The following is a 13,171-nucleotide window of genomic DNA, read 5'->3' as shown; positions in this document are numbered from 1 at the left end:
AAGCGACGGCTGAACAGGAAGGTACGATGTTATCTCAATTGGTCAAGCCACTTTGCGAATTGGCCTGACGGGCCGCGCGATACACCGTCATCCAGGACCGCGGGCGTCCCTCGGTTGTCGCAACCAGACCATCGAAACGCGCGGAATAGCGATCGTCGAGCAGGCTCGCCAGGGCGAGGGTGTTGACGGCTCGCTCGGGCCGCCACGGGCCGGCGTACTCCGTCTGACCCGCCGCGAGACGCTGGGCGTCGAACGCGATCCGCGAATGAACGAACTCCTGATGCGTCTTCGTTCCTTCGAAATAGGGCGTCAGCCAGTCGATCACCGAGGAGACGCCGGTCCCGGAGGCGTTCTTCCAGTCGAACCAGTCCAGCCCGTGCGCCTGGGCGGCGAGGCCGGCCATCATCATCGGATCGACGTTGTAGAGCACGTAGTGAATGGCGTCGCGTTCGTAGAAGTCGAACACCGTCCCCTCGGCGAGGACGTTGGTGGCCACATGCTTCTGGTAGTCCTCGAAGGTCCGCTCGATCAGGCGGGCGTCGCCGAGCTGGAATGACGCGAGCGCGGCGATCTTGATGCGGTGGCTCTGCCAGTTGGTGTAGAAATGCGTCGGCGTACCGTCCATGTCGTCGAGGTAGCCTGTCGCCAGATTGCGGAGAAAGCCGTCCATGGCCGCCCGCGTCCCTTCCGGAAGATCCGGCTCGGTCAGATCGTAAGCCAGGATCATGGAGTCGAAATTCGTCTCGTCGATCGGGTTGAGCGAGACGACATAGGTTTCGGCCCAGGCTCTCAAAAACCGATCCGCGGCGTCGAGATATTTCCGTTCGCCAGTGATGCGCCAGGCGAGGGCGAAGTCGAGCATCGTCGGTAGATCGCGCCGCGCCAGGATACTGGCGTCGCGAATGCCCTGTCCCGGCAATGTCCCTTCGGTATGCACGACGGGAAGCGGCCCGGGCGTCCGCGCGAGCGCGGCCTCCGCAGCCGCGATCGTCGCCACGCCGGCCTCTGAGCTGCGGGTCGTGGTCAGCGCCGAAACGACCTGCGGGCTGAAAATGGCATAGCCCTCTGCTCGCGACTGGCCCGCGCACAGAAGGACGATTGCCAAGGCTGTCACACCGGCTTTCATTGCGACATTCCTGTTTCCAATCGATCGCCGGACGCCATTGTCCTTAAAACGATCAAGGTGGACAGTATTTTGGCCTGACCAATACGTCAAACGGCCTTACCATTCGCCGCCGGCTTCGACTTTCGAACCGGTTGCGCGTCTGGCGCCAACGGCCCCCTCCCCTGACCCAGACCCTCCACGGCCTGAAGCGCACACAAGTTGGCGCCAGGCTGAGAAGCGCCCTACCCTGCCGAATTCAGGCAGTCGCTACCGCCCAAGCGGTCGCCGCCTCGGCGCGGAAGCGACCAAAGCCGGGTCTGCTGATCAGATGACCTTGGATGATCCCCGTTAGCGGCTTAAGCCACAAATACCGGAGACACTTTTGGTGTTCACCCGACAGCACCGGCCCAACGTCGGGTCACCAGCCCCAGGCGTCCATCATCACCCGGAACAGGTGGGTGTTCGGGAAATACCCCCGGACACGCTCGGCGCCCGCCCCGATCGCCAGTACCGGAACCTCCTCGGCCGTGTGCGTGCGGTTGACCAGCACGTTCTCAAGGCGAACGAGGTCGGCCTCATCGCCCGAGGCCTTCCAGGCGTCATAGCCTTCCAGCAGCGGTTCACCACGACGGCCGCCGTCGACCTGCAGGCCGAAAGAGTGGTCTGCGGTGAACACCAGCAGGGTGTCGCTGAGATCGACCCGGCTCTGCACCTCGGCGATCAGCCTGTCGAAATCGACCACGTTCTGCAGCCCCGCGTGCGGATCGTCGGTGTGGGCGTCCCATTCGACCATGAGGAAATAGCCGCGGGGCGATTGTTGCAGGATGTCCAGGGCGCGGAGCGTCGCGGCGCGAACCTCCATCGCGTCGCTGACCACCACGGGCCGCATATTCCCGGCCGGCGCATCACCGAGCGTCGCGTAGATCGGTCGGGCGTGGGTCTGGGCGAGCGCGTCGAAGCTCGTGCCCAGGGCGTTCAGTTGATCGCCGACGTCCTGACGGCCCGCGCCGAACAACACATCGACGCCGTCGCCGAACCGCGGCGTGAAGGCCTGGGCGAAGATCTGACCCCAGTTCCCGCGGTCGTTCGAATGGGCGTAGGTGGCCGCCGGCGTGGCGTCAGCGATGGATTGGGTCGTGATGACGCCGGTGCGCAGGCCGTGCTCCTCCGCATGCTCCAGCAAGGTCTTGGTCCGCGCGCCGTCGCTTTGACCCCTCACCGCGTCCGGGCCCTGGCTGATGACGCCGTTACGGGTCTTCACGCCGGTCACGATCGACGACATCCCGTTCGCCGAATCCGAGACGAAATCATCGACGGGGGAGGTCTCGCTTAGTCCCAGATATGGCCATTGCTGAACATTCAGGCGCAGGGGTTCGCCATAACCCAGCAGGCTGGCCGCGGAGATCGTCGGGACACCGCCTGCATCGGCCAGAAACAGGATGATGTTCCTGGCCCTCGCCGGCTGCGTCGTCTCTGAGGCGGGCGCCGGATTGCCCTGGGCCAGCGCAGGCCCAGCCGTCAGGGCAAGCGAGACGGCGAGGGCCAGGAGGATCGGATGGCGGATGCGCTTCATGATGTGCGGTTCCAGGTGGGAGGGGTGTCGGCGACCAGGTGCTGCAGCACCCGCTTCTCGAGCACCAAAACGGCGCCGGCGTGGTTCGTGCGAACGACCACTCCCTCGCCCAGAGGCCGGGCTGCCTGTCCAACAGCCGCGGCGAGTCGCTCGAACTCTGACCGGGCTCGACCGCTGACGCCGTGAAGGGCGCAGAGCTGGCGCCAGTCCTGGACGAAGCTTTCCAGCAGCTGGCCGAACCGCACGACGCGGGCCCTGGCGTCCGGGGTGTCGGCGGCGGGCGTCAGTTCCGCACGCAGGTCGTCGACCAGCAGCTGGACCTCCGCGGCGGGCATGATCGGTGAATGCTGATCGCTCTCGGTGAGCAGGCGTGGAGCGATGTCCGGGTTCCACGGCATCGTCGGCCACTGCGAGCGCGGCGGGGTCGGACCGCAGGCGAACCGCCAGAAGGCGGCCGTGCCGGTGGTGTCCGCGACCAGATGGATGCGATCCGCATCCGAACCGTTCTCCACGTGGTGGCGGCGCCAGTTGTCGAAGATCCAGGCCTCGCCCGCGGCCATGTGTACGGTCTCGCCGTCGCAGTGGAAGCACACCTGCCTGCGCGTCGTGATCGGGATGTGAAGACGAACGCGTGTGTGCCAGTGGTAGTTGATGTCGGCGTGCTCGGGCACGACCGCGCCGGGCGCGAGGCGCATCAGGCGCGAACGGCTCCACACCACGCCGAAGCCCGCCAGCACCTGGCGCGCATAAGGCATGGTCGCCAGCCAGGGCGTCGGCAGCATCTGTCCGTGTACGGAATCTGTCTCCATCCCACCGGCGCTGATCAGGCGCGCCGCGCTGTTGCCGGGCACGCTGTCGGGGTGTGAGACCCAGGCCTCGGCCGGCAGGGCCGCGACCTCAGCCTGAAGCCGCTCGACCTCGAACAGCACGGGCAGCTGGAAGAAGGGTTTGGCGAGACGCATCGGTCAGTCCCTGTAGCCGGTCAGGGCGTCGCCCAGCGCATCTCGCAGCGGCGCCAGCCACGGCGCGTAGTTCCGCCACTGGTCGAGCCCTTCCCGGCCAATGGGCCGGCGCACCTGTTCGGAACTCGGCGTGCGGATGCTGCGCCGGGTCTCGTGGAAGCTCAGGCAGGCTGGTTCGAACGGCAGGTCGCAATGCGTCAGCATGCGCCGAACCCCGCCCTCGAGGTCGTCAACCAAGTCTTCGTACTGCACAGTCAGCACCCTTCCCGGCAGTGCCTCGCCCCAGTGCCGCATCAGCTCAAGGCAGGCGCGGTAGTGACGGGCGATATCGGCGGGGGCGTAGGTGAAGGCATGGTGGGTCGTGCCGAACAGCTGTTTGAGGTTGCTGAAGGCGCAGGCCATGGGCTCACGACGCACTTCGATGATGATGGACCGGGGCAGGATCAGCTGGATCAGGCCTATGTGCCAGAAATTGTTCGGCATCTTGTCGATGAAGAATGGCCGGCCCAGCCGGCGGTGGACGGCCGTGTCGGCAAGGAACCGTTGGCCCAGGGCGCGGGCCTGATCCGCCGTCAGGCGCGCGATGGCCTCGGGATGGAGCGGCAGGCCGCAATGGGGATCGCGACCGCAAAGTTCGCCGACGTATCGGTCGATGACGGTCAGTTCCTGGGTGCCCTCGACTGCGGAATGGGAGGCCAGGATCTGCTCGATCAGCGTCGAGCCCGAGCGTGGCAGGCCGACGATGAAGACCGGCGCAGCGTCAGCAACGCCCCAGCCGCTCCGCGCAGCAAAGAACTCGGCTGTGAACACCGTTTTCAAGCGCCGGGCGCAGGCCTCCGCGACCTCGGAACGCCAGCGGCCGGCGGCGCGGCGCAGTGCGTTGCCGCGCTCATAGTAGCGCCATGAGCCGGCATAATCCGTGAGGTCTTCCAGCGCCTTTCCCAGTGCGAAACACAGATAGACCCGATCCATCTCCTGCAGATCGTGGCGCGCTTCCGCAGCGCGCATGCGCGTGACGTCATCATCGGTGAAGCAGTAGGTCTTGAGGTTGGCGAGACTGAACCAGGCGACGCCGTTGTCCGGGCGCGCCGCCAGGGAGGCGCGATAGTCCGCCACGGCTTCGTCTTGTCGGCCGGTGACCTTGAGGGCGTTCGCCCGCCAGAGACGCAGGTCCGCGACCTCTGCGCCCGAGGCTGGTCGATCGACCAGCAGCCGTTCGTAGAGATCGATGACCGGCTCGTGGTCGCCGAGGGCGACGCAGGCCGCCGCGTACAGTTTCAGGTAGTCGCGGTTGTCGGGGTCGTGGCCGAGCAGGTGTTCCGCCTCACGGCGCGCCGGCAGAGGCTGCTGCCGGGTGAGGAGCAGCATGGCGTAGTCGAGCCGGGCGGCGTGATAGTCCGGCGCGCATTCAAGCGCCGCTTCCAGCAGAACCGCGGCCTCCTCGAGCGCCTGTCGCGCCTGGCGGATTCGCGCCAGCAACCGCAGTGCGCCCACATTGTCGCCGGCCCTGCGCAGGTAGTCCCGAAGAATCGCTTCGGCCGGCTCAAGGTCGCCGTCGGCCAACAGGCTGTCGGCCGCGACCACCTCGGGGGGCAGTTGCTTCAGGACGGCCAGCCGCTCCGCCGCGAAGGCCGCCTCGGCTGTCTCGCCGCGCAGGCGATGGAGCTGCTCCAGCATGTCCCAGCTCGCCGGCAGCGTAGGATTGAGGCGCACCGCCTCGCGCAGGGCCTCAACCGCCGCCGCCGCATTATGCTGCAGCACTTGACAGTGAGCCCGCTCCTGATGAAGGCGGCTGAACTGCGGGTGCCCTTGCTGCAGGCGCGCGAGCACAGCAAGGGCTTCCGGAATGCATTGACGGGCGCGCAGGTCGCGGGCGCGTTGCAGCAAGGCGTCACGGCTGTCGACGTCGGCCGGGCCGCTCACCGTGCGGCGCCGGTCAGCAGGAACGGCGCCAGCCAGGCCGGCTCCGGCTGGTCGGCGTCGTAGTATTCGAAGATCAGATGGACGCGGTCAGTGTCGCCGCCATTGCGCACCCAGTGGGGCGCCAGGTTGTCGACCTCGAACGCCTCGCCGGCGGCGAAATGGTGCTCCTCGCCGCCGAAGAAGCACACCACGCCGGGATTGGTCGACAGCGGCACGTGGATCTTGTGGGGCCACTTCGCCGCTGGATTGGCGTCAATGTGAGGATGGATCACCCCACCCGGCCGCATTCGGGCGAACATCACGCGCGGGAATACGCCGCGCGCATAGCCGTAGTCGCGCACGGCGGCGGCCATCACCGGCTCCAGCAGGGGGCGCCAGTCCGGCCAGGCCGGGCGGTCGTGCGACGCACGCCAGTCGCGGCCGCTGTCGATGAATCGAAAGACGATGTGGCGCGTGGCGTCGAGGGCCTCGAGCTTGTTGGGCTTGTCGGCGTTCTCGGCGTCCCAGACAGCCTCGGGGATCGCCCGCACGGCCGCTTGCAGCGCGACGATATCGACCGGCCCCAGCAGGCGAACGCCTGTGGTCTTGCGCGGATTACCGGTCAGGTCGACGGCGCTCACCGCGAGCCTTCGAAGGTGTAGCCGAACAGGTCCAGGTCCTGCGCGTAGCGGGCGGCGACGGCGTCGACCAGCTCCGCATCGTAATAGCGGCGATAATCGCCGCGTTTCGTGCCGTTGACCCGGTCCAGCGGCCGGGAGGGTATGCCGATGCGCGCGCAGATCGCATCGTAAGAGGACTGCATGTCTTCGACGCGGCCCACGAGGTCCGTCAGCAAGGTCTCGCCATTCCCGTCCACCAGAAGGGAAGCCTGCGGCTGGAACAGGATGTGCTGCTCGGGCGGCTGTTCGAACAGGAAGTTGCGCATCACGTCACGCGGACGGCGCTCGAAGACGTCGCCGCCGCGCAGCATGAAGGCGCAGTAGGAGATGAAGCGGTCGAACGGATTGCGCACGAAGGCGAACTTGAGATAGCCGCCGAAAGCCGCCTCGCCGAGGTGCGGGCGCACCTGCCGCAGCGACAGGTGGCCGTGCCGGATGGCCGCCAGATCCTGCCACGGAAAACGCTTGTCGACGAACAGTCCCACCTGTTCGGCATCCTCGTCTCCGAGGTGCTCGCGCAGGGCTTGTCGCACGGCGTGCGTGCCGGTCTTGGGCACGGCGGCGAAGATGAACCGGTGGCGGTGGGATACGATCATTTGTCTGGGTTCAGGAAAGGGCGCCCCGCCCGATGGAGCGGGGCGCCCGGTCCAGGCTGGCGATCGTGTCAGAACTTGTAGCTGACCCCGGCCATATAGGTCGTTCCGCTCTGGTTCTGATTGTAGAGATACTGGTTGCGACCCCAGAACTGCGTGTCCTCTTCATTGGTCAGGTTGACGGCATCCAGGGTCAGCTGGAGGGTGTCGGTGATGTTGAAGAAGGCGGCGGCGTCGACGTAGGTTGAAGCCTCAAAGCCCCGCGTGCCGGCGCTCATCGGATCGCCGCTATAGCCGCTGAACCAGGTGTCGCGGTGGCTCATGGAGGCGCGGGCGCCCCACCGGGTCGTCTCGTAGTAGACGGTGGCGTTGTAGCTCTCGGGCGAGAAACCGGTCAGGTCCTGATCGGCATCGACCTTGGTATAGTTGGCCGTCACGCCCAGGCCGTCGAACGGAGCCGGCAGGAAGGTCAGCTGCGCCTGCATCGTCAGCTCCACGCCCCTGAGCGTGTTGGAGCCCTCGATGTTGATCGGCATCGTGAACTCATTGACGATGGTGTTCGCCGTGGCTCCCGGGATGGTGCCGAACGGAACGCCCGTCTGGCTGAACGGAACATTCTCGAGCCGCTGCGATCCGATGTAGTTGGTGATGTCCTTCTGGAAGAGGCTGACAGCGACCAGGCCGACGTCGCCGAAATAGTATTCCAGACCCAGGTCGTAGGCGTTGACCTTGTAGGGCTCCAGGTTCGGGTTGCCGCGCGAGGCAGTGATCTCGCCAGAGTCCTCGTTCTTGAAGGCGCTGCCTTCGGCCGCCATCGAGCCGAGACCCGGACGGTTCAGGTTCTGCGTGGCCGAGAAACGGAGCAGGACGTCCGGGGCGACTTCCAGCACGGTGTTCAGGGCCGGGAGCACGCCCTCATAGCCGCCCTCGACGTCGGCCGTGCCAAGGTAGGCATAGCTGTCGCCCTGGATCCAGCCGACGCTGCGGGTGTCGGTCGTGTAGCCGCGCAGGCCGATGTTGCCGCGGAACGGGCGACCCATCAGCTCGGTTTCCCAGTCCGCCTGGATGAAGCCTGAAATCGTCTCTTCAGTGGTCTCGAAGACGTTCTCGATGTCCTGCAGCGCGCCGCCCGTGCCGTCGGTGTTGGGACCGAAACGATGGTACTCGCGGTACTTCGCGAACGCCCGGTCGTAGTTGCCAACCAGCCAGGAGCCGAACTCGTTGGTGAAGACGTCGGCGATGTCCGCGACCGAGGTGCCGCGGGTCTTGCTGCGCGTGCCGTTGACGTTGTCGTCATAGAAGGTGTCGCGACCGTCCTGCCGGAACCTGTGATAGGCGAGGCCGGCGCTGAGGGTCCAGGTGTCGTTCAGGAGGAAGCGCGCGTTCAGCTCGCCCTCGTGCAGCTCCGATTCATTGTGGAAGCCGCGATAGTAGAACGAGTCCATCGCGTAGTTGGCGGGGTTGGTGGCGTCGAAGCCCGGATATTGGAAGGTGGCCGAGCGGCCGTCCGCGCCGTAGTTGGCGATCTGGTTGCCCTTGGCCCGCATGTAGAGCTTGTCGTCGTAGGGCGTCTCATACGTCGACTTCTCGTAACCGAGGTGACCGTCGATCGTCAGGCGGTCGCTCAGGTCCCATTTGCCGGTCAGCACGATCTGGTTGAACACATTTTCGTTGCGGGACCGGCGATGTTCGCTGCCGAACGTCGTGCCGGTGACATCCGTCATGGTGACGTAGTTGTTGGCGTCCCAGGCGATGTTGTTGATGACTGACGCGGTCCGGAAGATCGCCGGCCAGGGCGCGCCCGCAGCGCCGTCGAAGGCGACGGAGCCGGCCGAGTTCAGCGGGCGTGTCGCCAGATGCAGTTCGGCCCGCTCGGTGGTGAATTCGCCGTGCAGAACGTCGAGGGTCAGCTCCATGTTCGCGGTCGGCCGCCACTGCAGCGCGCCGGTCAGGCCCAAACGCTCCTGTTCGGCATTCCACGACGAGATGCGGTTGCCGTCTGCGAAGTAGAGGTCACCGGACAGGAACTTCGCCTGCTGGGCAGCGGACAGCCTGGAGATGTTCAACCCGCCGGCGACCATGCTCCGCAGGCGAGACGCGCTGGCCTGTTCGTAGTTGTAGGTGTTGTGACCCTGCTCCGTCGTCTGACGGCGGCTGTAGGCGGCCGATAGGGAGACGCCGAAGACATTGTCCCAGTTCTGGCTGAACAGGGCCGCGATGCGCGGCTGGGCGTCGTCGGTCCATTCGTTGGCGCCGATCTTGGCCGTCATGGCGCCGCGGATTCCAGGGCCGGTATCGAAGGGGCGACCGGTGAACAGGCCGACCGTGCCGGCCATGCCGCCTTCTTTCTGCGACGCCTGGAAGGTCTTTTCGACCTCGACGCGCGAGAACAGTTCGGAGGCGAAGATGTTGAAATCGAAGGCGCGGTCTCGCGACCGCTGACCGCGGCTGTCCTGGGCGGAGTCGACATTGCCCAGAACTTCCATCCCGTTCAGCTGAACGCGGCTGAAGTCGGCGCCCAGGCCGCGCAGCGAAATGCGGCGGCCCTCGCCGGCCTCACGCGTGATCTGCACGCCCGGCAGACGCTGGAGCGATTCCGCCAGGTTAAGGTCGGGGAACTTGGCCATGTCCTCGGCGACGATGGCGTCCACCGCGATGACCGAGTCCTGCTTGATGTCGCGCGCGTCACTGAGCGAGCGGCGGTAGCCGGTGACGACGACCTCATCGAGGTCGCTGACGGGTGCTTCCTGTGCATAGGCGCCGGTGGAACTTGCACCAACGATGGCCACGGACGCCGTAGCTAGCAATAGGCGCTTGAACTTCAGGCGCGCGGCCGGAACAGAGTTTCGCTTCAGCATGTGTTGTATCCCCCAACTGGTCTGAACCAGACCGTTAGAGCAGCCGGCGATAACACCCGCGTGACATTTCGCTGACCGATCTGTGCGGGCGATCGGAAATCACCTCGCTGGTATGATCGGCAGTTCGACGCAGACAGCCAGATGTGGCCCGTCGCTGGCCAAATCGAGGCGGGACGGGCGTCTTGTTCGGACCCCGCGAACGGCGGGCCGGGTCCCCTCCGGCTGGCTTAACGCACGCGGATGTCGACGCTGATCCGCACCGCGTCGTGACGCCAGTGCTCGTGGTCGTATTCCACAACGCGGCCTTGGGCGTCGTAACTGATGCGCTGGACGGCCAAGCCGGGCAGGCCGGGCTTTAGCCTCAGCGCCTCGGCTTCATAACCGGTCAGGGCGCAGGGCTGCATGCTGACCTGGTTGCGGGCGACGGACAGGCCGTATTCGCTCTTCAGGATGCTGGTCAGCGACTCGTCGAAGGAGAAGCGCAACAGATCCGGCGCGAGGGCTGCATCGACGACGATCCTCTCAACCAGCACAGCCCGGCTGTCCACGTAGCGGCGGCGGCGAATCATATAGAGCGGCGAGCCGGGCGGGCGTGAGAAAACCTCGGCCAGAAGAGGGTCGGCGACGATGGGCTCGGCCGAAATCGTCTCCGTCGTCGGATCGCGCCCTTGCGCCTCGACATAGGACATGAAGCCTTCCCAGCGGGTCGGGTCATAGACCACAGGCGGAGGCGAGACGTACCAGCCGCTGCGATCGCGGCGATAGATCACGCCCTCCGCCTCCAGTTGGAACAAGCCCGCACGAATGGTGCCGCGCGCGACGCCGACCTCGTCCTGCAGCCGCCGCTCGGACGGCAGCTTGTCGCCAGGCTTCAGATCGCCGGCGGCGATGCGCGCCGCGATGTCGTCGCGCATGCCCAGATAGTGCAGGCCTTCGGACTTCGGGGCTAAGGCGGCGTTCGCCATTTGAATCCTGGGATTGAACCAGGCCTTCGATCCGGCCCCGACAGTTCGACGTCAAGGCGCCACGTAACCGCCAACAGTTTTTCACGAAAGCTTCGCTGACCGCAGCTCAACGCATTGGTACATACCAAAACTGCCAGCCATGTCGTGCGACGGGTTGAACTTTCCTCGTGGAGTGTGTCGTGAACAAGCCGATCAAGGGCGCCGCGCTGCTCCTGGCCCTCCTCGCCGCCACGGCGGGTACGAGCATCTCGTCCTCCAGCGCCGCCCAAACGGCCCGGCACGTCATCGTCATCGGCGTCGACGGCTTGAGCCCCGACGGCGTGATGCACGCTGACACGCCGACCCTGGACGACATGATGGCGAACGGCGCCTGGAGCCTGCACGCCCGGGGCGTGATGCCGACGACCAGCGGCGCCAACTGGGCCTCCATCCTCGACGGCGCCGGACCTGAGCAGCATGGCGTGACCAGCAACGACTGGCAGGTGGGCGAGTTCAACTTTCCGACCTCGGTCACGGGCTCAGGCGGGTTCTTCCCGTCCATCTTCCAGATTCTGACCGATCAGCATCCTGAGTGGGAAGTCGGTTCGGTCTATCATTGGGAGGGGTTCGGCAACCTCTATGATCGCCGTTTCGTGGACTACGATGTCCACGGTGAGAGCGAGGAGCAGACCGCCGCGCTTGCGACGGCTTACATCAAGGCCAGGCGCCCCCGCTTCCTGTTCGTTCACTTCGATCACGTCGATCACGCCGGCCACGAATACGGGCACGGCACGCCGCAGTATTATGAGGCGGTGGCCAAGGCCGACAGGCTGATCGCCGAGGTCCGGCAGGCCACGGTGGAGGCCGGCATCGCCGGGGATACGGCGATCCTGGTGACCTCCGACCACGGCGGCGTGGGCAAGGGGCATGGCGGCGAGACGCTGGCCGAGCTGGAGATTCCGTGGATCGCCTCCGGTCAGGGCATCACTCGGGGCGCAGAGCTCGACCTGCCCATCAACACCTTCGACACCCCCGCCACCGCGGCCTGGCTGCTTGGCGTGGACATACCCTATGCTTGGCTGGGCCGTCCGGTTCGGCCTGCCCTCGCGGGCGAGCCGGCGCCGGTGCAGACTTACCGGACCAGCAGCTTCTATGCCTCGCCAATCATCGAACCCGCAGGCGAGGGCAATGCCCCTTCGGGCGGGCTGTTCGTCGGCCAGACGGCGCGGATGACCATCCGCAATCCGAACCCCGCCGGGGATGTCCGCTACACATTGGACAACACCATACCCACCGCCGCATCGCCGCTGTACAGCGGCCCGGTCGAGATCACCCGCAGCACCATCGTGCGCGCCGGCCTGTTCGTGGATGGCCTCGCCGCCAGCGTCCCGTCCACCGGCTACTTCCGCATTCTGGACCAGAGCGCCGGCCCGCGCGGCGTGACCTACAGCGTCTATCTGCTGCCGGAAGGCCCGGTGCGGCTGCCCGACTTCTCGCGCCTGCAACCGGCGGCGACGGGCGCGGCGTATGAGCTGAGCATCGACGGGCTGACCCTGCCGCGCGAACACGCGGTCGCCGTGGTCTTCGAGGGCGAAATCACCATCGCCACCGCCGGCTCCTACGGCTTCTCACTGGCCTCGGACGACGGCAGCAAGCTGTACATCGACGGAAAGACGGTCGTGGACAACGACGGCGACCACGGCGTGATCACCGCGGCCGGCAGCATCGATCTGCAGCCCGGCCAGCACGCCATCCGCGTCGAATACTTCAATGGGGGCGGCGGCTCGTGGCTTGGCGCCTGGTTCGAAGGCCCCGGCATCCCGCGCCAGTTCATCGACCCTAACCTGCTGACGCCGCGCTAGCAGCATCGATCCGGCGTTCGAGCGCCCTTACTGAATGCGTCGCTTCTGGTATAGTCCAAGTTTGCAGCCTGGATTCTCTATGACGCGACCGCACTCGACCGAAGCCTTCGTCGACTCGATCTTCGCCCTTTTTGATCAGCTTGGCGGCACCCGCTACGGCGAGGCCGTGACCCAGCTTGAGCATGCGCTGCAATGCGCCCACCACGCGCGCAGCGCCGGAGATCCCGACGCGATGGTCGCTGCGGCCTTGCTGCATGACATCGGACATCTGCTGCAGAAGCAGGGCGAAGACGCGGCCGATCGTGGCGTCGACGCCTTGCACGAGCGCATCGGTGCGGCCTGGCTGGCTCAGGGCTTCGGCCCGCAGGTCGCCGAACCCGTCCGCCTGCACGTGGAAGCCAAACGCTATCTCGCGGCGCGTGAACCTGGGTATCTCGAATCCCTGAGTTCCGCCTCCAGCCAGAGCCTTGAACTGCAGGGCGGACCGATGAGTCAGGCGGAGGCCGACGCCTTCAGCACGGCAGCCGGTTTCGAAGCCGCCGTGAGGCTGCGCCGCTACGACGAACTGGGGAAGGTCGAGGGCGTCACGATCGCGCCGCTGGCCGACTATCGCGACCTGCTGATCGCGCTCGCCGCGCCAAACGGGGCGCCGGCCACGGTGGTTCGGAAAACCGCCTGGAGGCCGTAGCGTC

Annotated in this window: 10 protein-coding genes; 2 read left to right on the top strand and 8 right to left on the bottom strand. The window is 66.3% G+C overall.

Going from position 1 to position 13,171, the window contains the following annotated elements; genetic code table 11:
- Nucleotides 1–34: 34 nt before the first annotated feature.
- The 8 genes from ACW17Y_RS05225 to ACW17Y_RS05190 all read right to left on the bottom strand — a co-directional run bounded on the left by ACW17Y_RS05225 (nucleotide 35) and on the right by ACW17Y_RS05190 (nucleotide 10,638).
- On the bottom strand, nucleotides 35–1,114 hold the full coding sequence (locus ACW17Y_RS05225; protein WP_492037715.1) for an alginate lyase family protein: 1,080 nt from the start codon (nucleotides 1,112–1,114) through the stop codon (nucleotides 35–37).
- 409 nt (nucleotides 1,115–1,523) lie between these two features.
- Entirely contained in the window at nucleotides 1,524–2,678 is a 1,155-nt protein-coding gene (locus ACW17Y_RS05220) for an alkaline phosphatase (protein ID WP_492037714.1), read from the bottom strand.
- The gene (locus tag ACW17Y_RS05215; RefSeq protein WP_492037713.1) at nucleotides 2,675–3,640 is read right to left on the bottom strand and encodes an aspartyl/asparaginyl beta-hydroxylase domain-containing protein; all 966 of its coding nucleotides are present in this window, start codon (nucleotides 3,638–3,640) and stop codon (nucleotides 2,675–2,677) included. The genes ACW17Y_RS05220 and ACW17Y_RS05215 overlap by 4 nt, the downstream gene beginning before the upstream one ends.
- Before the next feature lie 3 nt (nucleotides 3,641–3,643).
- A complete protein-coding gene (locus ACW17Y_RS05210) occupies nucleotides 3,644–5,563 on the bottom strand; it encodes a tetratricopeptide repeat-containing sulfotransferase family protein (RefSeq protein WP_492037712.1) in 1,920 nt (639 codons plus the stop codon).
- Entirely contained in the window at nucleotides 5,560–6,183 is a 624-nt protein-coding gene (locus ACW17Y_RS05205; protein WP_492037711.1) for an aspartyl/asparaginyl beta-hydroxylase domain-containing protein, read from the bottom strand. Before ACW17Y_RS05205 ends, ACW17Y_RS05210 begins: the two co-directional genes overlap by 4 nt.
- Entirely contained in the window at nucleotides 6,180–6,818 is a 639-nt protein-coding gene (locus ACW17Y_RS05200) for a sulfotransferase family 2 domain-containing protein (protein ID WP_492037710.1), read from the bottom strand. Before ACW17Y_RS05200 ends, ACW17Y_RS05205 begins: the two co-directional genes overlap by 4 nt.
- A 68-nt stretch (nucleotides 6,819–6,886) precedes the next feature.
- Complete coding sequence (locus tag ACW17Y_RS05195) at nucleotides 6,887–9,673, bottom strand: TonB-dependent receptor (RefSeq protein ID WP_492037709.1); 2,787 nt, start codon at nucleotides 9,671–9,673, stop codon at nucleotides 6,887–6,889.
- A 227-nt stretch (nucleotides 9,674–9,900) separates the two neighbouring features.
- Complete coding sequence (locus ACW17Y_RS05190; protein WP_492037708.1) at nucleotides 9,901–10,638, bottom strand: UTRA domain-containing protein; 738 nt, start codon at nucleotides 10,636–10,638, stop codon at nucleotides 9,901–9,903.
- A 179-nt stretch (nucleotides 10,639–10,817) separates the two neighbouring features.
- Here ACW17Y_RS05190 and ACW17Y_RS05185 point away from each other — a divergent pair, with 179 nt between their 5' ends.
- Together ACW17Y_RS05185 and ACW17Y_RS05180 are read left to right on the top strand one after the other, a co-directional pair.
- Nucleotides 10,818–12,479: an alkaline phosphatase family protein gene (locus tag ACW17Y_RS05185; RefSeq protein WP_492037707.1), complete on the top strand. Its 1,662-nt coding sequence runs from the start codon at nucleotides 10,818–10,820 to the stop codon at nucleotides 12,477–12,479.
- A gap of 34 nt (nucleotides 12,480–12,513) precedes the next feature.
- Nucleotides 12,514–13,167 (top strand): phosphonate degradation HD-domain oxygenase, encoded by a 654-nt coding sequence (locus tag ACW17Y_RS05180; protein WP_492037706.1) that lies wholly within the window; start codon nucleotides 12,514–12,516, stop codon nucleotides 13,165–13,167.
- The last annotated feature ends 4 nt before the right edge of the window (nucleotides 13,168–13,171 follow it).

The sequence above is a fragment of the Brevundimonas sp. AVps7 genome (genome assembly GCF_058681545.1).
This window is presented reverse-complemented; position numbering and strand designations above follow the sequence as displayed.